Source organism: Chryseobacterium sp. FG46, from assembly GCF_057809135.1.
The window spans coordinates 48,550-68,910 of sequence record NZ_JBMDJJ010000024.1 but is presented as its reverse complement, the minus strand read 5'-3'; the positions used below and the strand labels follow the sequence as shown (position 1 = coordinate 68,910).

At 36.5% G+C, this 20,361-nt stretch carries 23 protein-coding genes; 8 read left to right on the top strand and 15 right to left on the bottom strand.

Going from position 1 to position 20,361, the window contains the following annotated elements:
• Positions 1-133: 133 nt before the first annotated feature.
• The 4 genes from ACODR7_RS16825 to ACODR7_RS16810 all read right to left on the bottom strand — a co-directional run bounded on the left by ACODR7_RS16825 (position 134) and on the right by ACODR7_RS16810 (position 4,043).
• Positions 134-511 (bottom strand): YchJ family protein, encoded by a 378-nt coding sequence (locus tag ACODR7_RS16825; protein ID WP_488840801.1) that lies wholly within the window; start codon positions 509-511, stop codon positions 134-136.
• Between the two features lie 118 nt (positions 512-629).
• Positions 630-1,061 carry a hypothetical protein gene (locus ACODR7_RS16820; RefSeq protein WP_488840799.1) on the bottom strand — a complete coding sequence of 144 codons (432 nt, stop codon included), beginning with the start codon at positions 1,059-1,061 and terminating at the stop codon, positions 630-632.
• Between the two features lie 2 nt (positions 1,062-1,063).
• Positions 1,064-1,897, bottom strand: coding sequence for a hypothetical protein (locus ACODR7_RS16815; protein WP_488840797.1), 834 nt, complete (start codon positions 1,895-1,897; stop codon positions 1,064-1,066).
• A 4-nt stretch (positions 1,898-1,901) separates the two neighbouring features.
• The gene (locus ACODR7_RS16810; protein WP_488840795.1) at positions 1,902-4,043 is read right to left on the bottom strand and encodes a M3 family metallopeptidase; all 2,142 of its coding nucleotides are present in this window, start codon (positions 4,041-4,043) and stop codon (positions 1,902-1,904) included.
• 256 nt (positions 4,044-4,299) lie between these two features.
• Here ACODR7_RS16810 and ACODR7_RS16805 point away from each other — a divergent pair, with 256 nt between their 5' ends.
• A complete protein-coding gene (locus ACODR7_RS16805) occupies positions 4,300-5,127 on the top strand; it encodes a GIN domain-containing protein (RefSeq protein ID WP_488840793.1) in 828 nt (275 codons plus the stop codon).
• 1 nt (position 5,128) lies between these two features.
• Here the strand turns inward: ACODR7_RS16805 and ACODR7_RS16800 are convergent, their stop codons facing one another.
• The 5 genes from ACODR7_RS16800 to ACODR7_RS16780 all read right to left on the bottom strand — a co-directional run bounded on the left by ACODR7_RS16800 (position 5,129) and on the right by ACODR7_RS16780 (position 9,573).
• A complete protein-coding gene (locus ACODR7_RS16800; RefSeq protein WP_488840791.1) occupies positions 5,129-7,018 on the bottom strand; it encodes a monovalent cation:proton antiporter-2 (CPA2) family protein in 1,890 nt (629 codons plus the stop codon).
• A gap of 3 nt (positions 7,019-7,021) precedes the next feature.
• Complete coding sequence (locus ACODR7_RS16795; protein ID WP_488840789.1) at positions 7,022-7,543, bottom strand: NAD(P)H-dependent oxidoreductase; 522 nt, start codon at positions 7,541-7,543, stop codon at positions 7,022-7,024.
• Positions 7,544-7,740: 197 nt separating this feature from the next.
• Positions 7,741-8,556 carry a TPM domain-containing protein gene (locus ACODR7_RS16790; protein WP_488840788.1) on the bottom strand — a complete coding sequence of 272 codons (816 nt, stop codon included), beginning with the start codon at positions 8,554-8,556 and terminating at the stop codon, positions 7,741-7,743.
• Positions 8,537-8,965 (bottom strand): TPM domain-containing protein, encoded by a 429-nt coding sequence (locus ACODR7_RS16785; RefSeq protein ID WP_488840786.1) that lies wholly within the window; start codon positions 8,963-8,965, stop codon positions 8,537-8,539. The genes ACODR7_RS16790 and ACODR7_RS16785 overlap by 20 nt, the downstream gene beginning before the upstream one ends.
• Before the next feature lie 2 nt (positions 8,966-8,967).
• Positions 8,968-9,573, bottom strand: coding sequence for a LemA family protein (locus tag ACODR7_RS16780; RefSeq protein ID WP_066690947.1), 606 nt, complete (start codon positions 9,571-9,573; stop codon positions 8,968-8,970).
• A gap of 73 nt (positions 9,574-9,646) precedes the next feature.
• Here ACODR7_RS16780 and ACODR7_RS16775 point away from each other — a divergent pair, with 73 nt between their 5' ends.
• Positions 9,647-10,144, top strand: a complete 498-nt coding sequence (locus tag ACODR7_RS16775) for a dihydrofolate reductase (protein WP_488840784.1) — start codon at positions 9,647-9,649, stop codon at positions 10,142-10,144.
• A 147-nt stretch (positions 10,145-10,291) separates the two neighbouring features.
• Positions 10,292-10,861: a hypothetical protein gene (locus ACODR7_RS16770; protein ID WP_076597159.1), complete on the top strand. Its 570-nt coding sequence runs from the start codon at positions 10,292-10,294 to the stop codon at positions 10,859-10,861.
• A 34-nt stretch (positions 10,862-10,895) separates the two neighbouring features.
• Here the strand turns inward: ACODR7_RS16770 and ACODR7_RS16765 are convergent, their stop codons facing one another.
• The 5 genes from ACODR7_RS16765 to ACODR7_RS16745 form a co-directional block, all read right to left on the bottom strand.
• Positions 10,896-11,432, bottom strand: coding sequence for a hypothetical protein (locus ACODR7_RS16765; protein ID WP_488840782.1), 537 nt, complete (start codon positions 11,430-11,432; stop codon positions 10,896-10,898).
• A 4-nt stretch (positions 11,433-11,436) separates the two neighbouring features.
• On the bottom strand, positions 11,437-12,069 hold the full coding sequence (locus tag ACODR7_RS16760) for a trimeric intracellular cation channel family protein (protein WP_076597161.1): 633 nt from the start codon (positions 12,067-12,069) through the stop codon (positions 11,437-11,439).
• A gap of 55 nt (positions 12,070-12,124) precedes the next feature.
• Positions 12,125-12,496, bottom strand: coding sequence for a four helix bundle protein (locus ACODR7_RS16755; RefSeq protein ID WP_488840780.1), 372 nt, complete (start codon positions 12,494-12,496; stop codon positions 12,125-12,127).
• Positions 12,497-12,519: 23 nt separating this feature from the next.
• Complete coding sequence (gene coaD, locus ACODR7_RS16750; protein ID WP_076597162.1) at positions 12,520-12,984, bottom strand: pantetheine-phosphate adenylyltransferase; 465 nt, start codon at positions 12,982-12,984, stop codon at positions 12,520-12,522.
• An 89-nt stretch (positions 12,985-13,073) separates the two neighbouring features.
• Positions 13,074-14,057, bottom strand: a complete 984-nt coding sequence (locus ACODR7_RS16745; protein WP_488840778.1) for a D-alanine--D-alanine ligase — start codon at positions 14,055-14,057, stop codon at positions 13,074-13,076.
• A 156-nt stretch (positions 14,058-14,213) separates the two neighbouring features.
• On the opposite strand from ACODR7_RS16745, the gene ACODR7_RS16740 reads away from it, so the two are divergent.
• The 5 genes from ACODR7_RS16740 to murI all read left to right on the top strand — a co-directional run bounded on the left by ACODR7_RS16740 (position 14,214) and on the right by murI (position 19,605).
• On the top strand, positions 14,214-15,305 hold the full coding sequence (locus ACODR7_RS16740) for a PASTA domain-containing protein (protein ID WP_488840776.1): 1,092 nt from the start codon (positions 14,214-14,216) through the stop codon (positions 15,303-15,305).
• Positions 15,306-15,378: 73 nt separating this feature from the next.
• Positions 15,379-16,452: an RluA family pseudouridine synthase gene (locus ACODR7_RS16735; protein WP_170872093.1), complete on the top strand. Its 1,074-nt coding sequence runs from the start codon at positions 15,379-15,381 to the stop codon at positions 16,450-16,452.
• 51 nt (positions 16,453-16,503) lie between these two features.
• Positions 16,504-17,454: a PorP/SprF family type IX secretion system membrane protein gene (locus ACODR7_RS16730; protein WP_488840774.1), complete on the top strand. Its 951-nt coding sequence runs from the start codon at positions 16,504-16,506 to the stop codon at positions 17,452-17,454.
• Positions 17,455-17,505: 51 nt separating this feature from the next.
• Positions 17,506-18,630 carry a radical SAM family heme chaperone HemW gene (gene hemW / locus ACODR7_RS16725; RefSeq protein WP_488840773.1) on the top strand — a complete coding sequence of 375 codons (1,125 nt, stop codon included), beginning with the start codon at positions 17,506-17,508 and terminating at the stop codon, positions 18,628-18,630.
• 144 nt (positions 18,631-18,774) lie between these two features.
• Positions 18,775-19,605, top strand: a complete 831-nt coding sequence (gene murI / locus ACODR7_RS16720; protein WP_488840771.1) for a glutamate racemase — start codon at positions 18,775-18,777, stop codon at positions 19,603-19,605.
• An 81-nt stretch (positions 19,606-19,686) separates the two neighbouring features.
• Here murI and ACODR7_RS16715 read toward each other — a convergent pair whose 3' ends face one another.
• Positions 19,687-20,286, bottom strand: coding sequence for a nitroreductase family protein (locus ACODR7_RS16715; RefSeq protein ID WP_488840769.1), 600 nt, complete (start codon positions 20,284-20,286; stop codon positions 19,687-19,689).
• Between the last annotated feature and the right edge of the window lie 75 nt (positions 20,287-20,361).

Below are 20,361 nucleotides of genomic sequence, written 5' to 3'. Positions count from 1 at the left end.
CAAAGCTTACAAAATCTTTAAAGATGTGTCCACACGATAGTCCTCCGGAGGGGTGGCGAAAATTCAAAGAATTTTTGACGGGGTGGTTCTATACGCAAAGCATTGCCTGCATTACATTTCTTCAACCTGTTTGTTAATCCAAAAATTCTCCGGAAACATAATACCAGCGTTCATGCATTTTCTGAAAAACAGAAAACTCATGATGAACCTGCTGCTGACCCTCCTGATCCGTATAATAAGCCTTAAATTCTACATGATTTAAAGCCGGAGTACGGATGATTTCCAGTTTTGTCCATTGGTTAATTTCTCCCCATTCCTGTAAGTCTTTTTTATTGTGGTATTTTCTTTTTCCGGGAAGGGTCGTCTCCATCAGATATTCACCATTCGGAATGGCAAAAGCAGAGAACCGTGAACGCATCAGAGCCTCAGCCGTTGGAGCATATTTTTCTCCCGTATGATAAGGTTTACAGCATTCCTCGTAGGATTTTCCTGAACAGCATGGACAGTCCATATATTGTATTTAAAATTTGAAATGCAAAAATAATGAATATCGGCAGAAATGAGCAGGCAGATGGATGATGTCTATTAAAAAAAAGAAGCACTCTTAAAAGAATGCTTCTCAATATATGTTATTGGTTGTCTTCGTCAATTTTAGTATCCACAAAGCTATAGTTATCAGTAGCCATATCCAGAGCCTGTTCCTTTGAATCAAATTTTACATGGGATTGATCTAAAACTTTATAAGTATATACGTCTGTTTTCCCTGAATTAAAGTGAAGTTCATGAAATTCACCCTTCTCAATCCACCATTGGCCTCTCTCAATAAATTGATTGACTTCGCAATCCTGAATCGTTGTAAAAATAAGCATAAAGGTACCGTCTGCTTTTCTTTCCATTACCCATCGTTTTTCCATACCTGCTATCTGCTGGTCTTTCTCACTTCCTTTCCATAGACCTACAAGTTGGTTGTCTATTTGGTTGGCTTGTGGTTTTGCATGGCCTTTTTGTGCATATATTGTTCCAAAGACTAATAATAATGTTGCTGTAATAATTTTTTTCATAGTTATTTAAAAAATAATGTGAGAGGAATCCTGCTGCTTACTGTTATTCCCATGGTCTTGGCAGGAATCCATTTTGTTTTTTTTATAAAATTTTTAGTTTCGTTGATAAAGTAAGAGGCGTACTTATAATTCTTTTTATTCTGAAAGGTAAGCTCAATGTCTATATCTGAGATCGTTCCGTCTTTGTGCAGTGTAAATTTCGCAGAAATGGAAGAATAAAAATCTTTGTCTTTCCGGTGTTCAAATTCATCGGGATAGTGTACATTTTTCCAAAAGTCTTTTTCATAATCTTTAAAAAAGTCTCCGTAAGATTTGCTGCCCGGATACCTTGAAATGGTGTCACATTCTTCAAAATCATAGATTTTGTTAATGTTTTTTTTAACGTATTGTATGTCTGCAATATGTCTTAAAGAGTCAATGAATTTTGGACCAAATTTTCTGTTGATTTCTTTTGACATTATTTTTTCATAGCAGTTTTGCAGTTGCATTGGAATGGTGCAGTAATAAAGAGCAGTCCCTGTTTGGATATTATTTTGTTTCAAAAGAACATCCATTTCATCATTGCTTCTGTAGCTTTTTACCATTCCGAAGTAGTGAAAATAGATAAGCTTGCCTTTCTTAATATCTGCTTCAGCCCTTGCCGTTTCAGTAGTACACTGAGAGTCTAAATGTTGTATCTCTTCTTTAATGTAATCCTCTAATTCATTATTGGTAATGGTATCAGAATATTTTTGAAATATGGATTCTGACCTGCTTTCAAATCTTTTGTTTTTTAATGAAAAGCAAGTCAGAATGATTAATGAAGACAATACTTTTATACCTGTATTGATTATCATATGATTACTTAATAAACCCTCTGTTTCTCAATAAAGGCTTGATATCCGGATCGTGTCCCGTAAAATCTCTGAATGCCTGGTTCAGGTCTACAGAATTTCCTACGGAAAGAATATATTTTCTGAAACGGTCACCGTTTTCTCTGGTTAATCCTCCATTTTTACTGATCCATTCCCATGCGTCATTATCCAAAGTTTCAGACCATAAATAAGCATAATATCCTGCAGAATATCCACCTCCCCAGATGTGAGCAAAATAAGGAGTGTGATATCTTGGCGGAACCGTTGCCAGATTGAATCCATGGCTGGCCAAAGATTGCTTTTCAAAGTCTAAAACAGGAATAAACTGACTGTCATTGCTTACTGTATGCCAATCCATATCAAGCTCAGCAGCAGAAACCAGTTCAGTAGTCATATAGCCCTGATTGAAAGTAGATGCTTTTTTAATCTTGTCTACCAAAGCCTGCGGAATAGGCTGTTTTGTTTCATAATGTACTGCATAATTCTTCAGAACAACAGGATCTAAAGCCCAGTGTTCATTAATCTGGGATGGGAATTCCACGAAGTCTCTCGGTACATTCGTTCCCGAAAGTGAAGGGTATTTCTGACTGGCAAACATTCCGTGAATAGAGTGACCAAATTCATGGAAGATGGTGGAAACATCATCATAACTGATTAATGAAGGTTTTCCCGGAGCCGGTTTTTGATAGTTGTAACAGTTAACGATTACAGGTTTTGTTCCCAATAAATAAGACTGTTCTACAAAATTACTCATCCATGCACCACCGTTTTTAGAATCCCTTGTATAGAAATCCAGATAGTAGATGGCAATAGATTTTCCATCATGATCGAAAACCTCATAGGTTACTACATCAGGATGGTAAACAGGAAGATCAGTTCTCTTTTTGAAAGTCAGTCCGTAGAATTTTTCAGCGGCAAAGAAAACTCCTTTTTCAAGAACGGTTGTGATTTCAAAATAAGGTTTTATTTCGCTTTCATCAAGATCAAACTTCTCTTTTCTTACCTGTTCAGCATAAAAATTCCAGTCCCAAGGCTCTACTTTGAAACCTCCTTTCTGCTGATCAATAAGATCCTGTATATCTTTTGCTTCACGTCTTGCTGTTTCCACTGCAGGAGTAGCGATTTGATTCATCAGTTTAGTAGCAGCTTCAGGGGTTTTTGCCATCTGATCCTGAAGTTTCCATTCTGCAAAATTTTTCTTTCCTAAGATCTGAGCTTTCTTCAATCTCAGTTTAGCAAGCTGTTCTATCGTTGATCTCGTATCATTGGCATCTCCTTTCTCAGCTCTTGTCCATGAAGCTTTGAATAGCTTTTCTCTGGTAGCTCTGTTTTTTAAATTTTGTAAGAGAGGCTGTTGGGTTGTATTTTGTAAAGGCAGAAGATATTTTCCTGGTTGTCCTGCTGTTTTGGCATCAGATGCTGCTGCTGCAATTTCATCTGCAGAAAGTCCGTCAAGCTCTTTCGCATCAGAGAAAAATACACCTCCCTGTTTTCTTGCTTCCAGCAATTTATTGGAATACTGTGTAGAAAGAGAAGCCAGTTCCTGATTGAGCTGCTTTAATTTTTCTTTATCCGCTGCAGAAAGATTAGCACCTGCGATTTCAAAATTCTGCTTATAATATTGTACCAGTCTTTTGCTTTCAGAATCAAGACCATCTTCTTTGATGGATTGTATTCTTTTGTAAAGATTTTCATTCAGGTACAGTTTATCAGAATGGGCAGCAAAAATAGGGGCATATTCTTCATCTAAAGCCTGCAAAGTAGGGTTGGTATTAGCACTTGTAAGATTTGAAAATACAATTTGTGCTCTTCTCAGTACCTCACCACTTTTTTCCAATGCAACGATGGTATTTTCAAAAGTAGGAGCAGCCGGATTGTTGGCAATTTTTATAATTTCAGCTTCATGTTGCTTTAAACCATAGTTAAAAGCAGGTTTGAAGTGTTCATTTTTGATTTTGTCAAACTCCGGAGCTTCGTACTGAAGCTTGCTCTTCTTCATAAAAGGATTTGAAGATAAAGAGGGATCAGGTGCAGGAAGCTCCTGTTGAATATCGGTCTGTTTCATTGTAGTACAAGATTGATTGAACGCCAAGGCAGAAATTAATAATACCGATGAAATATTCTTCATAAATATAGTTGTTATTAAAGCATAAAGATATTAAAAACTTGTATCATAGAATGTATTTTGGCAAACGTATTTCTTTACGTCGTTTTGTGGATATTGCACAATGAATCAATTAAGTACCTTCAGAGGTGAAAAGTCTTTCCAAAAAATCTCTCTTGCAGACCATTACAGTATTTTCAAATGTAATGTAATATTTTTTATAAATTAGTTGTTATTTAAATAAAGATATCAACAAAAAAAATTAACAAAAGGAATAAGCATGAAAACAAGTACTTTATTTATTTTTTCAGCCTTAGTGGCTTTAGCCTCATGTAATGATAAGCATGAGAACAGAAACAGAGACAGGGAAGGAGACAATGGTAATTGGGTAGAGAAAGTAGTGAGCGAGGAAAGCGGCCCGATACAGCATAAAGAATTTAATGGAGATTTTGATGAAATTCAGGTTTCACAAGCCATTGAAGCAGAAGTTATAAAATCTGAAACAGAAAAAGTAGAAATTTCTGCACCTCAAAGTATCATCAATGAAATTCTTGTAGATAATGATGGCGGAAAACTGCACATTCATTATAAGCCGGGAATCAGAGTGATGAACATCAGTAAAGTGACAGCTAAAATTTATACAAAAGATTTTAGTAAACTTGTTGCGGATTCGGCTGCGAGAATCATTATAAAAGATAAATTTACTCAGGAGAAAACAGAGATCGAAGCATCCAGTGCAGGAAGTATTTCCGGAGATCTGGAGGCTAATGATATGGATATCAATGTAAGCAGCAGCAGCAGTTTCGATGGGAAAGTCTGGGCAGTAAACCTTGACATTGAATCTTCATCAGGATCAACACTTGACCTTTCAGGAAAAGCAAAAAAAGCAGATGTAAGTGCCTCTTCAGGAAGCAGTATTTCTGCTAAAAATGTTATTGCTGATGAGGTAGAAGCAGATGCTTCCAGTGGAGCAAGTATTCATATAAGTGCTGTTTCCAGTGTGAAGGCAGGCGCTTCATCCGGTGGAAGTGTGGATATTTCTAAAAAAGGAGAGCTTAAGAACGTGAGCAAAGAGGAAAGCAGTGGTGGAAGTGTAAATATCCAATAAACTAATCCTGGGATTCATCCTCATCTTCTTCACCGGCGGATGAGGAATATTCCCAGTTTTTATTATCAAAATTAAGATTATCATACGCTAACAATTCCTCCTCCCTTTGGAGGATTTCTTTTGTGGTAAATAGTGTAATGTCATCATTATTTTCCTTCATTTTTGCAAGTTTTCTCACAGAAGCTTTATCAATAGCCATAAATCTTTGTCCAAGACGTCTTGCTGCATATTTCCTCATTCCTGTTTCATGAAGTACATCCACCGCCATATCCACCGCTGTTCCCAATGTTTCGCGGTAGATATGATTAACTCCATTGTTTAGATAATCATAAGCATCGATCCTGTTTTTCGCTCTTACAAAAATTTTCACATTGGGATAATGTTCCCGCACAAGTTCTGCAATGAATTTGTTATCATCGGAATCATCCAGACATAAAACCAGAATTTCAGCATCTTCAATTCCTGCGGCTCTTAAAATAGGGATTCGGGTGGCATCTCCATAATAGACTTTAAAACCATAGCTTCTGAGCAGTTTAACACGATCAGAATCACGATCCAAAACGGTAGCGGGTATTTTATTGGCTTTTAAAAGACGTCCCACGGTGCTTCCAAAGTGCCCAAAACCTACAATGATAATTTTCTTTTGACTAACATCGCTGTCGAGAATATTATAGTCATGTTCCTCTTCAGGAATTTCTTTGATAAATTTCGGAGTAATAAATTTGTCATTGATGATGAGAAGAATAGGAGTGATACACATGGTAATTGCCGTAACAGCCATCATCTGTGCATTCATTTCAGGACCTAAAAGATAAAGATCCGAAGCATAGTTAAGCAGCACAAATGCAAATTCTCCCACCTGAGAAAGGGCAAATGCATAAAAAAGACTTTGGGAAGTATCTATCCTGAAAAACTTTCCGATGGTATATAAAACCACAAATTTTACAGCCAATACAGCAAAAACAGTACTGAAGATAAATAACGGATCTTTCTGAATAATATTAAAATTAATGGTTGATCCCACGCTGACGAAAAAGACAGCCAATAAAAGCCCTTTGAACGGATCAATCTGCGCTTCCAGCTCATGACGGAATTCACTGTTGGCAAGCATTACTCCTGCCAGGAAAGCTCCCAGTGCCGGTGAAAGACCAATAACAACCATCAACTCCGAAACCCCAATAACCAGAAATAACGAAGAAGCTGTCAATAGCTCTGACATTCCCGATTTTGAAACATAGCGCAGAAAAGGAACAAATACATATCTTCCGAGTAGAATCAATAATGCTACCCCCAAAATAACCGTTCCGGCCTGAAGCCATTCCGGTAGTTTTTGGATCAGAATCTGGATTTCATTATCATGATGCTTGGCTTTATAATTGGCCAGAATAGGAAGTATTGCCAAAATAGGAATCACAGAAATATCCTGAAACAACAAGGTGGAGAATGAAGCTTCTCCCGCAGTAGTCTTGAGATTATTCTTCTCCTGTAAGGTCTGGAGGACAATTGCTGTAGAAGATAGCGCGAAACACATGGAAATGGCAATCGCTTTGTCTACTCTCCAACCTACAGTTGTGAATACTAAGAAAAGCAAGAGAATCGTGAGTGCCATCTGTGACAGTCCCAACCCCATTATTTTCTTTCGCATTTCCCAGAATTTACGGGGTTCCAGTTCCAAACCTACCAAAAATAAAAGCATAATAACGCCAAACTCGCTGGCATGCATAATATCATTGACATTGTTTCCTGTAAGTTTAAGGACATAAGGACCTATAATGATTCCTCCCAAAATATAGCCGATTACAGAACTTAACCCTAATTTTCTTGCCAATGGAACCATGATAATGGCTACACCGAGGAAAATTAATGTGTTCATCGCTAAGCTGGATTCCATATGCTATTGATTGAGTAGTTCTGTAAATTCTTTTTTATGTAAAATAATTTCTTTTTTAGAGAGCTTGTTGGCTTCGTATACAATTTTGATATGCTTAATATCTGCTTTGAAAACCCTTAATGAAACGATAAGCCCGCTGATCAGTTCATCTATGGTATATTGATAAGTACCGGTTTTACTGAAAGATCTTTCTTTTCCGCCTGTGGTTACCAGAATATAGACTTCTTTTCCTTCGAGTGGATTATATTCGCCCTCTTTCAGCCAGTCTCTGTCGAAAACTTCATCAATCCATAATCTGAGAAGTGGAGGCATTCCGAACCATATCAGGGGAAACTGGAAAACAAAACGTTCATAGTTTTTAAGACGTTTTCTTTCCCGGAAAGCAGCGATATGAAAGTCAGGATATTCTTCGTAAAGATCTCTCAGGGTATAATGCTGGTGGCGAACGTAGAAATTGATGAGCTCTACATTCGAATTGGAGTGCTCCAGATAAGGGTGTGCAAATACTACCAACGTCTTCTTCATAATCCTGTTTTCAGTAAATATAGTAAAAAAATATTGAATAAAAGGTGGTTTTTATGAGGTTTTATTAATTTTTTACTATCTAAATATCAATTTAATATTAATAAAAGTTAAAGAATTGGCATTATTTTATGTTTTTAAATAAAAAAAATCAGATCGTGATGATCTGATTTCTATATAATTTAAAATTGTTTCTTTATTTACCATCCTCCGGATGCACCACCGCCTCCAAAGCTTCCGCCACCGCCGAAACCTCCGAAGCCACCACCTCCTCCGCCAGAACTTCCTCCGCCAAAGCCACCGCCTCCGAAGCTGCCAGGGAACGGGAAGAAACCACCAGGATAATTTCTGCGTCCTCTTCTGGTGATAATCACATCATCATCGTCGTCATTATTTCCGCCACGTCCGCCACCTCTGTTACCAAATAGGATAGCAATGATGATGAAAATAATAAAAGCAATGATAAGAACTTTAAATGCACTTCCATTGCCGGAAGGAGCCGTGGTAGCTACAGGTTTGAATTTTCCCTCAACAGCTTCCATAATCGCTGAGGTTCCACTATTGATCCCTTCATACCAAAGTCCTTTCTTGAATTTTGGAGTAACGATGTAATCTAAGATTTGTCCTGCTACTGAAGCGGTAAGGTATTGCTCTACGGCTCGTCCCTGCTGGATAGACATGGTTCTGTCTTCTGTGGCGATAAGGAAAACCACTCCGTTATCAACACCTTTTTTTCCGATTTTCCATTTTTCCCCGAACATGGTTGCCAGAAAATTCACATCTTCTCCTTTGGTGGAACGGATGATCACCACTTCAATTTCTGTTGAGGTAGAATCTGCAAACTTGATCAGTTTATTATTAAGTGCATCTTTTTCCTGCTGGGAAAGTAATCCGGCTTCATCAAAAACAGGGTAAAGTACCGCGGGTTTTTCGGGAATGGTGTACTGTGCTGATACAAAAGTGTAAAAGCAAAGTAGTAAAAATGAAAATACTATTTTAAGAGAACGTAATTTCATTTGGAAGTTGGTTTGGGTTTTCTCCTTCTACAGGAAAATGTTTTTTGAGTTCAAGTCCCGTTTCCAGGATGGCACTTTTCAGTGCCTTATAATAATTTCCTTTGGCAAATTCAGCAGTGATATAATCGTGAAGATGATCCCAGTAAGACTGTTTTACTTTTTCATGAATTCCGATATCTCCGATAATGGTAAGATATTTTTGTTCAAAATTGACATGGAAAAGCACTGCGTTTCTTTCAGCAGTTTTATCCATATCAAGCTTCTTGAAAACATCAAATGCTGTTCTGGCATCACGGGTTTCCGTATTGGAATCAATATGTACCCTGATCTCTCCTGTAGAATGATCTTCCGCAGACTGAATCGCTTCCACAAGGGAAGCGATCTGTTGATTTGTTAGGAAATTACCCATTATTATTTGAATACTTCAGGGGCTTTCTGAGCACCTGCGTCAGCTTTGAAATAAGGTTTTTCTTTAAAGTTGGTGAAATTCGCCAGAATATTATTTGGGAAAGTCTTGATGGAAGTATTATAATCCTTTGCAGCATCATTATAGTAAACCGTTTCAGTTCTGATACTGTTTTCAATAGCAGTGTATTCTCTCTGGAAGTTGATATACTGCTGGTCTGCTTTTAGGTTAGGATAAGATTCAACCACGGCCATCAATCTGCTTAATGCACCCGATAATTCTCCCTGTGCTGCCTGAAATTTTGCCAGATCAGCTTCTGTCATATTCGTAGGATCAATATTGATAGAAGTCGCTTTGGAACGAGCTTCCACAACTTGTGTTAAAGTTTCCTGTTCAAATTTTGAATAGGATTTTACGGTTCTTTCCAGATTAGGAATAAGATTGGCTCTTTTCTGATAAACGGTCTCTACATTCGACCATTTTGCGTTTACAGTCTGTTCTTTGTTAACAAAACTGTTATATCCGCTTTTTCCCCAGAAGAAAAGAACAGCAACAATAATAAGAAGGGCAATACCGATGGTTCCTGCACCCAGACATCCTTTATTTTTCATAGTTTATTTTTTTAAATTTTTTGTGCTAACCAAATATACAAATTATGTGCTAATTTTGTAAAAAATTATTTGAATGACAACAATAGTGGTGGCAATGGGAGAGAAAAATGAAATTGGTTTTGAAAACCAGTTGCTTTGGCATCTTCCAAAAGATTTGAAACATTTTAAAGATATTACTTCCGGGCATCCTGTGATTATGGGCAGAAAAACATATGAAAGTATTGGAAAAGCTCTTCCGAACCGTACCAATATTGTTGTGTCAAGAAAGAAAGACTGGTTTGAAGAAGGAATTCTTATCGTAGGAAGCATCAAAGAAGCGTTGAAATTTGCTAAAAAGATCGATGAGGAAGTTTTTGTTATCGGTGGCGGAAATATCTACGAACAGACTATGGATGTTGTGGACAGACTTGAAGTTACTTTGGTGAAAGCGGACCTTCATGCTGATACTTTCTTTCCTAAAATAGATCCGAAAATCTGGAAAATGACCAATGAAATCTGCCATGAGAAAGATGAGAAGAATGGTTATGATTTTTGTTTCCAGACGTTTGAAAAAATTAATAAAGAAGCATAGAAGTCAATAGTCAATTTTTGCTTTGCAAAGGGAATTATGAATGATCAGCAGATAAAAATGGATAAGTTTTGCGAATTAACCATTCACCATTGACTTTTTGAACTTTAAGCCTTAAATTTATTATCTTTGCACTTCTAAAATTTAATAATGAATAAATACATAAAAATTGCAGTAGCAGCAGTCCTTATTTTACTGGGACTTTATATGATGTTCTTCACGAGAAATCTTGGGTGGGGTATTGTTGTTTTCCTATTGGCTGCATTTCCGATCTTACTATTCTTTAAAAATGAATATATTCTATTGGCATTCTGGCAATTGAGAAAGCAAAATATGGAGAAAGCCGGAGAATGGCTGTCAAAAATTACAGATTATAAAACTCAGCTTCATAAAACTCAATACGGATATTTTCACTATTTATCAGGATTGACACAAGCTCAGGATCACCCTGCTAAAGTGGAACCTTTCATGAAGAAAGCGTTGGAGTATGGTTTGAATATGAAACATGACAGAGCAATGGCTACTTTGAATCTTGCGGCAGCCGCTATTTCCAAAGGAAGAAAACAGGAAGGACAGAAATTGCTGGAAGAAGCAAAAAGATTAGACAGCGCAGGAATGATGACGGATCAGATCAAAATGATGAAAGATCAGTTGAAAATGCCGACCATGCAGAAGCATATGCATAATCCGAATATGAGAAACAGAGGAAAATTCTTCTAGTCAACCTAACATATACTATAAAAGTCCTGATTTTTCAGGACTTTTTGTTTTTTATGACTGGAGGCGGTGGTGGTGCTTCCTGTTTAAAAAATGGGTCTTTTGGGTAAATGTTTTCCTTAACGACAAACAAACTATCATGCTTCATAAATTTATCTTGGAGTCCGTCATCATAAAATTTCCGACTTTGTTTTTTATAGGTTATAGTAACCAAAGGAAAATCTCCTTTCTCATGCGGTTTATCTTCTTTGTTCAGGAATTTAAGATAATTTTCAAAAGACAAAGGATCGCTTGCTTTTACTTTGTAAGGTATTTTAGGAAATGTTTGGGTCGTTTTACCATATGATGTTATTTCAGAGTATTTCTCCAGAAACAGAGTGTCATGCTGCTTGGTAAAAGTATAAGTTTCAGATGCGAAGAACATGCAGGCTGAAAGATCAGTCATGATCTTAACAGTATCTCCGTTTTCCATTCTTTCGGAAAAATGATAAAGATCTTTATTCAGATCAAATTGACTCTCGTGTTGGCAGCAGAATAAAGAAAATGAAAGAATGATAAGAGGTAATTGTTTCACAAGGTTACATTTCCGAATTCTGATCATACCCATAAAACTTAGGTATCTGCCAATGGTATTTTACTGCAAATGTTCGGATAGCAACGATGAGTAAAATAGTGAAGATCTGTATAAAAGTATAGGAAAGCATTGTATATCTGGTCATCAATAAAAATGCTGCTCCGCCTACGATACATGCTGTGGCGTAAATTTCCTTTCTGAAAATTAATGGAATTCTGTTGAGCAGTATATCCCGGATAATACCTCCGAAACAGCCTGTAATAGTTCCCAACGCAATACAGATCATAGGATGGATTCCTGCATTTAATCCTTTCTGTACACCGATTATGGTGAACAGGCCAAGCCCAAAGCTGTCGAAGATAAATAAAGTTACTTTAAAGTTTTTCTCAAGAGATTTGAATATCATTGAAAAAATACTGGTCACCAGAATCAGGGTACACATCAGAATATCATGCATCCAGAATACCGGTATGTCCAGTAATAAATCTCTTACAGTTCCTCCTCCCACAGAAGTTACAAATGCAATAATAAGCACCCCAAACGGATCAAGCCGTTTCTGCATTGCTGCAAAACTTCCCGACATGGAAAAGGCAATGGTCCCCAGGACTTCTATGGCAAAATTGAACTGTTCGTGCATATATGATGAGTATGAATGATAAGTAATGAGCAATGAGTAATAAAAATTATGCCATTTAAATTTGTGATAATTTAAACTTATATGTAGTCATAACTTTTACAAGATCTTCACATTCTGTTTTTAAATGTAAAATTTTTTCCGGACTTAAATATTCTAATTCTTCAATAATTTCAAGCCAAAGTTGAGTTTCATCAATTTCTTCAACTACTATGCACATTTTAGCAAATTTTTCTTTCTCCGATCTCGCTCTGGATACCGCTCTGTAATTGGCTGCCACAGAAGTTGCAGATCTGATAATTTGCTTTCTTATTATTGAAATATCATCCGAAAAAGGTAATAAAGAAAGAGTTCTAATGATAGCAATAGAAAAACTTTTGGTTCTTTCCCGTAAAATTTGGTTAAAATCTACCCTATCAAAATTACTCATTACTTATTGCTCATTACTTATATTTATCTCTCCACCCTTACCGAGTCCGGAACCATCAGTTCATATTCGCCGCCGTGGGTGATTATTTCCCTTACAATGCTGCTGCTGATGAAAGATTTTCCTGAAGAAGTCAGTAAGAATACGGTTTCCAGTTTTTTGTGAGCTAAAGTTCTGTTGGTATGGGCAATCGCTTTTTCGAATTCAAAATCGGCAGGGTTTCTCAATCCTCTGATGATATACTGAGCATTTTTTTCAAAGCAGTAATCTACTGTTAAGCCTTCGAATGAATCTACTTCCACATTGGGGAATTCTGCTAAGGAGTTTTGGATAAATTCCTTTCTTTTTTCAAGAGGAAACATATATTTTTTCTGAGAATTCTGTCCGATTGCAATGATTAATTTATCAAAAAGCGGTGCCGCTCTTTCTATAATGTCATAATGTCCTAATGTAATCGGGTCAAAAGACCCTGGGAAAACAGCAATTTTCATGTTGTACGAGTTATGATTTTGAATTTTGAATTATCAGTTAAAAGCTTTACGTTTATTTCACTTCTAACCTCTAATTTCTAACTTCTATTTTATTTATTAAGTGCTTTTTCAACTTCATTTCCGCAAAGATCCATAATGGAAATTCCGTAATGTTTTGCCTGTTGAGGGAGAATACTTGCAGGAGAGAATCCCGGATTGGTATTCATTTCCAGCATATAAGGAATTCCGTTCATCAAAATGTATTCACTTCTTGAAAAACCACTCATACCTAATGAATTGTAAGCTCTTTTGGCGATTTCTTCCACTCTTTTTGTAGTCTCTTCATCAATTCTTGCAGGCGTAATTTCTTCAGATGCCCCTTCATATTTTGCTTCATAATCGAAGAACTCATTGGTAGGAACAATTTCTGTAATTCCCAAAACAATGGTTTCACCTTTGAAATCAATAACTCCTACGGAAACTTCCATCCCGTCAAGGAAGCTTTCAATCAGAATTTCATTATCTTCTTTGAATGCAATTTCAGTAGCCGCAATGAGTTCGGATTTTTCTTTTACTTTGGAAATTCCCAGAGAAGATCCGGATTGGTTTGGTTTTACAAATAAAGGAAGATTCAGTTCTGCTACAATTTCATCCACATTGATGTCTTCACCTTTTCTTAAATAAATACTTTTAGCAGATGGAATTCCGTATTTTGATAATACAGCAAGGGTGTCTTTTTTATTGAAAGTAAGGGCACTCTGGTAAAAATCACACCCGGTATATTTTTGGCCAATGGCATCCCAGTATGCCTGAAGAATTCCGTTTTCTCCCGGAGTTCCGTGGATGATATTAAAACAAACATCAAATTTTAAGACTTCTCCATTATCTAAAGTCACAGAAAAATCTCCTCTGTTGATGGCATATTTTTTATCATTTTCACCTAAAAAATACCACTCATCTTTAAGGACTACTACTTTATGTACATCATAGAGATTTCTGTCTAAAGAATCATAAATCAATTGTCCGCTTTTTAAAGAAACAACATATTCATCAGAATAGCCTCCCATAACTACGGCAACACTTTTTTTATTCATAACCATATAGTATCAATTAAGGCAAATTTAATCATTTTATGCAATGCAATATGGGAAATCGGCAAATTTTAAAATCAAAAATGAATTGTGTTAAATAAAAAGTCCATTCTAAAATTATTAGCTATATTTGCGGTTATAATTAAAGTATTTTTAAGTATGCTTAAATCACTTTTCAATTGGAAAGTTTTACTGAATTTAGTAGTAGCCATCGGTATTTTCGTAGGGCTTGTATGGCTTACGTTTCGCTGGTTGGAGTACCATACGAATCACGGTCAGGAAATTCCTGTTCCCAATATTGTAAATAAATCGGTACATGATGCCGTTAAAATATTAGATGATACAGGGCTGGAATATGAAGTAGACAGTGCCAATTACGACCCTAAATACAGACCATTCCAGGTATTACAGGTATATCCTGCGCCAGGTTCCCGTGTAAAAGACGGAAGAACAATAACACTTAAGGTAAATCCAAGAACATGGGCTCCTATTGCGGTTCCTAATGTTATCAATAAATATTCCGGACTGGCATTCCAGAGATTGGATCAGGTAGGTCTTAAAATTGGTGATACGATTTATGAACCTAGTATTCAGAAAGATGCTCTTCTAAGAATATTATATAAAGGAAATGCTGTAAATCCGGGAACCCGTTTACCAAGATTCTCTACGATTGATGTGGTGGTAGGATCCGGGCCAATGAGAAACATTTCCATTCCTAATGTAGTAGGACTTACGGTAAAAGAAGCGAGAACTGTAATTGCCAGGAGTATGTTTGAAGTAGGATTGGTAGAGCATGAAGATGGAGGTAAAGATGAGTCTGATATTATCTATTATCAGGATCCTGCTTCCGGAGATGTTCGTGATCAGGGAATGCAGGTCGACCTTTGGGCAAGTAAGAAAACTCCGGCAGAATTGAGAGCAAAAGTAGAGCAGCTGAATTCTATCTATCGTATGAAAGTGGATACTTCACTTCCTCCGGTTCGATATGAAGAAGTACACAGTGAGCCAAGTTATGATGCTCCGGTTGTACCTGCTCCTAAAAGAGAAACTCCAAAACCGGAAGTACCGAAAACAGAGACGCCTAAAACTCAGACTACAGCAGCTAAACCAGCTGCAGCAACTGTTGAAAAGCCTAAAACGTCTGCAGGGAATGGTACTCATTCTGCTGGAAGTACAGCGAAACCCGCAGCAGCAGCAACAACACAACAGCCTGCGCAAAAGCCAAAAGCTAAGAAGGTTGTCGTAGAATAAGATTAGATTAATATCAAAAATACAGGCTTCAACTGCAAAATGTTGAGGCCTTTTGTGTAAAAAATATAAAACAATGTCAGAAGATAACGAAGATTTTTTAGATGAAGAATTATTAGATTCCAACAGTATCGAAAACATTGATATTGACGAGGAAAATAAAGGATTGTATGAACATCTTAATATCACTGTTGACAGCAAGCAGGAACCCTTAAGAATAGATAAGTTCCTTTTAATATACAGACAGAATTCTTCAAGAAATAAAATTTCACAGACCTGCAGAGCCGGAAATGTGATAGTGAACGGAACTGCAGTAAAGCAGAATTACCGGGTAAAACCGGGAGATCAGATCTCTGTACTGCTTACTCATCCTCCTAGAGAGAATGTCATTATTCCACAAGATATTCCGGTGAATATCGTTTATGAAGATGATGACCTTGTTGTTGTGGATAAGGAAGCGGGAATGGTGGTACACCCCGGATTCGGAAACTGGGACGGAACATTGGTGAATGCACTGGCTTTTCATTTTGAAAAGAACGGGGAGAAATCTGATCTTGACAGGGTAGGATTGGTTCACAGGATTGATAAAGATACATCAGGACTACTGGTGATCGCCAAGAATGAATATGCATTGAGCTTCCTTGCAAAACAGTTCTTTAACCGAACTACGAAAAGACTGTACTGGGCTTTTGTGTGGGGAAATATGCAGGATGAAGAGGGAACCATCAGAGGTCATATCGGAAGGCATCCTAAAAACAGAATGCAAATGTCTGTTTATGAAGATGGCAGCCAGGGGAAACATGCAGTAACGCATTATAAAGTCCTTGAAAGATTCAAATATATGACCTGGGTAGAATGTAAGCTGGAGACGGGAAGAACCCATCAGATCAGAGCACATTTCAGACATATAGGGCATACTTTGTTTAATGACGAAAGATATGAAGGACATACGCCTTTAAGAGGAATAAATCTTCCAAAATACAAGCAATTTATTAAAAATGTTTTTGAAATTTTGCCAAGACATGCCCTTCATGCCCATACCCTGGGATTTATACACCCAACAACAAAAAAGGAATTATATTTTGAAAGCCCAATGCCCAAAGATATGGCGGATGCTGTAAAAAAATGGAGAAATTATTTAGAAAACTAAAAATATATTGAGAATTTTTTTATATTTGTTGAATTGAAATCAAGATTTGTTATGAGAAAACTATATGCTATCGTATGTTTAGCTCTTTTGTCAAATGCATACAAAGCACAAGAATCACTACCATACTATCAGCAATATCTTTTGGATGGTGAGTTCCTGTTCAACCCAGCTCAATACGGAAAAACAGATTACGTACAGCTCAACGCCAATTATCAACAACAATTTTCAAAATTCAGTAATTCTCCTAATGTTCAGTCAATCGGGATTAATGCGAATATCTTTGATAGAGTAGGTGCTGGTATTTCCGTATTCAGAGACAGTAACGGACCGATCTCTGCGGGTGGTATCACGGCTGGTGCTTCATATTTTATTCCGCTAAGTAGTGAAGGAGACAGAAAAGACCAGTTCTCTTTCGGTACAAGTGTTAACTTCTATAACATGAATTTTGACTATTCAAAAATCAATACTGAAGAAGGAAATGATCCATTATTAAGAGGGGAAGAAAGTAACATCTTTATGGTGTATGCCAACTTCGGTTTGGCGGCTACCTACAGAGGCTTATTCGGGGGTGTTTCCGTAAATGATATCGCATTAAGTAATGATGCTTCTATCGTAAACAACTATGAGCCTTCTCCAATTAAATTCTTCTTAAATTTAGGATACAATTGGAACATTGCTGATAATATTACCATTGCACCGTCAGCATTAATCAATCTTAATACAAACTCAACAAGAATGGTCGACTGGAATTTGATGGCGACATTCTCCAATGATATTAATGCATTCTCTTTCGGGGTAAGCTACAGAACGGTTCAAAACAGATTTAATAACCAGGATCTGAGCATCTCTCCAATTGTAAAAGTAAGATTCAACAAATTCATGATCGGAGCTACTTATAACCTTGGATTATCCGATATTCAGAGCTATGGTGGAAACAGCTTCATGATTGGTCTGGGATATAACTTCGACAACTTCATTAATGCTAGAGGATTTAGATACTAATTAATTTAATTTAAATAAATTTGAGCTCTGAATTTTTTCAGAGCTTTTTTTATGATATATATTCACATTCCGTTCTGTAAACAAAAATGCAGTTATTGTAACTTTCATTTTTCAACATCCTTGAATTTTAAGGATGAAATGCTTCACGCCATGAAAACTGAAATATTGCTGAGAAAAGATGAGTTACAGAATAAAAATCTGAAATCCCTGTATTTTGGAGGGGGAACTCCTTCTATTCTCTCGGTGGATGAGATCAATGCTTTAATAGATGAAATTTTGCGGCATTTCAGTTTTGAAAAAGATATTGAAGTCACTTTGGAAGCCAACCCTGATGATCTGGATAAAAGTTTCTTAAAACAACTGGCAGGAACACCAGTGAATAGACTGTCCATTGGTACTCAAAGTTTTTTTGAAGAAGATCTGAAACTCATGAACAGGGCTCACAGTGCCTCCGAAGCAGAAAGCTCTATCAAACGAGCCCAGGATTCCGGCTTTGAAAACCTGAGTATTGATCTGATCTACGGTTCACCCACTTCCAATCTTGAAATCTGGAAAGAAAACCTGAATAAAACCATTGCCTTAGAAGTTCCTCATATTTCCTCATATGCATTGACTGTTGAACCCAAAACTGCTTTGGAAAACTGGATATCAAAAGGAAAAGTACAAAGTCCTAAAGAAGAAGAACAAAACAGGGAATTCTATTATTTATCAGACTTTTTAAAAGACAACGGTTTTGAGCATTATGAAGTTTCCAACTTCGCAAAACCAGGTTTCTACTCAAGACACAATTCTTCATACTGGAAATATCAGGAATATCTTGGGATAGGGCCTTCAGCACATTCTTACAACGGATTTGATGTCCGAAGCTGGAACGTAGCCAACAATCAGCAATATATTAAAAAGCTGAACGAGAAACTGCTGGCCAAAGAGGAAGAACTCCTTTCGCAGGAAGACCAGTTTAATGAAATGATTATGATTGGCTTACGTACCATTTGGGGGGTTGATATGCAAAGTTTACAAAACAAATTTTCAGAAAGAATGCTGGAACATTTTCAAAGAGAAATAAAACATAAAATTGAGGAAGGCATTTTAATCATTGAAAATGAACATTTAAAAATTCCTGAAAAGCATTGGTTTATGGCAGACGGAATTTCTTCGGATTTGTTTATGGTATAAAATGTTTCATGAACTACGTTCGTCAATATTCAGTTTATGCTCAGCATGACGTATCTAAAGTTATCATCTAACATAGAAGCTTCTTCATGATATAGTATATTATACCACATAAATTCATTAATTTTGTATAAAATTTCAGCTCATTTGAAAACGAAAAAACAAGATTTTTCACATCTTTCACCCAACCAGCCTATCGGAATTTTCGACAGCGGGGTAGGAGGTCTTACTGTTGCCAAAGAAATTAAAAGACTTCTTCCTCATGAAGACCTGATCTACTTTGGAGATACAAAGCACCTTCCTTACGGAGAAAAATCCAAGGAAGCGATTATTGAATATTCTACAAAGATTACCAATTTTCTGCTGGAGCAGAACTGCAAAGCCATTGTTATTGCCTGTAATACGGCAACAGCAAATGCTTTGAATGAGGTCATGCAGTCTGTTGCGGGAAAAGTTCCGGTTATAGACGTTATTAATCCTGTGGCCGAAAAAGTTTCCTACGAAATCCACAATAATGTGGGAGTTATTGCTACTAAAGCAACCGTCAATTCCGGATTATATAAAAAGAGCATCAGAAAGCATAATAAATGGATTAAAGTAGATGAACTGGCAACACCATTATTGGTTCCTGCTATTGAAGAAGGATTTAAAAACCATCCCATCACCCATGCTATTATTTATAATTATTTAAGTAATAACAAATTAAAGAATATTGAAACATTAATTCTGGGCTGTACTCATTATCCTCTTTTAATTGATGAGATTAAACAGTATTACGGAAACAGAGTGCGTGTGATAGACTCTCCGAATATCGTAGCGAATCATCTGAAGATCATTCTGGATAAGTACAGCCTCTTAAATGAACATAATTCAAAACCCAATTATCACTTCTATCTTTCGGATATTACCAAGAATTTTGAAAAAATCTCTAAGAAATTCTTTGGAAAATCAATTGATTTGGAATTAAAAGTATTATAAATAAAAAAGTCTACCTCATCTTGAAGCAGACTTTTTTATTAGTGTTCTTTGTGAAAAAGATCGTGAAGTTTGTGTTTAAAACTAAGCCTCCACAATTACTTTCTCAGCATTCAGCCTTTTCTTCGGATTGAATTTAGGCTGATTGGCATCTGCTTCATCTCTTTCTCCGATAGCAACTGCAAATAAGGTCTCGTATTTTTCATTATTCAGAATAGCATCATATCCTTCAGGTTCAATTCCTTCCATCGGAGTTGAATCTATTCCCATTGCTGCACAAGCAGATAAAAGAACCCCTAATGATAAATAAACCTGATGTCCAAGCCATGATTTTATCGCCTCTTCTCCTTTAGGTTTTACCATGGTCCGGTAATAATTGACAGAGCCTTCCGGAAGGTTTTCTTCAATTTGCTTTTCAAAGTTTTCAATGTTTTTGATTACCTGAAAAACAATAACATGACTGCTATCCAGTACTTTTTCTTTGTTAAAATAAGATTTGTCGCCCAATTGCTTTTTCAGTTGCGGATCATTTACAAAAACAAAGTTCCATGGCTGACTGTTGATGGATGATGGACTTAAATGTAAGATCTCCTGAAGCGTTGCAATTTGTTCTTCACTGATTTTTCCCTGTGGGTTATACTTTTTTACAGTATACCTGTTTTTCATTTGGTCTAAAAAGTTCATAATTTTATACTATCATTTTTATAGTTACAAAAGTAATTTAAGTTTATTAACTTTGCAATAACGGTAAAAAATGAT

What these genes read in the sequence shown, in the direction of transcription:
- ACODR7_RS16815 (WP_488840797.1), bottom strand. Translation starts at nt 1,897, where the DNA reads ATGATAATCAATACAGGTATAAAAGTATTGTCTTCATTAATCATTCTG.
- ACODR7_RS16735 (WP_170872093.1), top strand. Translation starts at nt 15,379, where the DNA reads ATGTCAGAAGATAACGAAGATTTTTTAGATGAAGAATTATTAGATTCC.
- ACODR7_RS16795 (WP_488840789.1), bottom strand. Translation starts at nt 7,543, where the DNA reads ATGAAGAAGACGTTGGTAGTATTTGCACACCCTTATCTGGAGCACTCC.
- ACODR7_RS16780 (WP_066690947.1), bottom strand. Translation starts at nt 9,573, where the DNA reads ATGAAAAATAAAGGATGTCTGGGTGCAGGAACCATCGGTATTGCCCTT.
- ACODR7_RS16785 (WP_488840786.1), bottom strand. Translation starts at nt 8,965, where the DNA reads ATGGGTAATTTCCTAACAAATCAACAGATCGCTTCCCTTGTGGAAGCG.
- ACODR7_RS16715 (WP_488840769.1), bottom strand. Translation starts at nt 20,286, where the DNA reads ATGAACTTTTTAGACCAAATGAAAAACAGGTATACTGTAAAAAAGTAT.
- ACODR7_RS16805 (WP_488840793.1), top strand. Translation starts at nt 4,300, where the DNA reads ATGAAAACAAGTACTTTATTTATTTTTTCAGCCTTAGTGGCTTTAGCC.
- hemW (WP_488840773.1), top strand. Translation starts at nt 17,506, where the DNA reads ATGATATATATTCACATTCCGTTCTGTAAACAAAAATGCAGTTATTGT.
- ACODR7_RS16745 (WP_488840778.1), bottom strand. Translation starts at nt 14,057, where the DNA reads ATGAATAAAAAAAGTGTTGCCGTAGTTATGGGAGGCTATTCTGATGAA.
- ACODR7_RS16740 (WP_488840776.1), top strand. Translation starts at nt 14,214, where the DNA reads ATGCTTAAATCACTTTTCAATTGGAAAGTTTTACTGAATTTAGTAGTA.
- ACODR7_RS16820 (WP_488840799.1), bottom strand. Translation starts at nt 1,061, where the DNA reads ATGAAAAAAATTATTACAGCAACATTATTATTAGTCTTTGGAACAATA.
- ACODR7_RS16775 (WP_488840784.1), top strand. Translation starts at nt 9,647, where the DNA reads ATGACAACAATAGTGGTGGCAATGGGAGAGAAAAATGAAATTGGTTTT.
- ACODR7_RS16755 (WP_488840780.1), bottom strand. Translation starts at nt 12,496, where the DNA reads ATGAGTAATTTTGATAGGGTAGATTTTAACCAAATTTTACGGGAAAGA.
- ACODR7_RS16800 (WP_488840791.1), bottom strand. Translation starts at nt 7,018, where the DNA reads ATGGAATCCAGCTTAGCGATGAACACATTAATTTTCCTCGGTGTAGCC.
- ACODR7_RS16790 (WP_488840788.1), bottom strand. Translation starts at nt 8,556, where the DNA reads ATGAAATTACGTTCTCTTAAAATAGTATTTTCATTTTTACTACTTTGC.
- ACODR7_RS16770 (WP_076597159.1), top strand. Translation starts at nt 10,292, where the DNA reads ATGAATAAATACATAAAAATTGCAGTAGCAGCAGTCCTTATTTTACTG.
- ACODR7_RS16730 (WP_488840774.1), top strand. Translation starts at nt 16,504, where the DNA reads ATGAGAAAACTATATGCTATCGTATGTTTAGCTCTTTTGTCAAATGCA.
- ACODR7_RS16810 (WP_488840795.1), bottom strand. Translation starts at nt 4,043, where the DNA reads ATGAAGAATATTTCATCGGTATTATTAATTTCTGCCTTGGCGTTCAAT.
- ACODR7_RS16825 (WP_488840801.1), bottom strand. Translation starts at nt 511, where the DNA reads ATGGACTGTCCATGCTGTTCAGGAAAATCCTACGAGGAATGCTGTAAA.
- ACODR7_RS16760 (WP_076597161.1), bottom strand. Translation starts at nt 12,069, where the DNA reads ATGCACGAACAGTTCAATTTTGCCATAGAAGTCCTGGGGACCATTGCC.
- coaD (WP_076597162.1), bottom strand. Translation starts at nt 12,984, where the DNA reads ATGAAAATTGCTGTTTTCCCAGGGTCTTTTGACCCGATTACATTAGGA.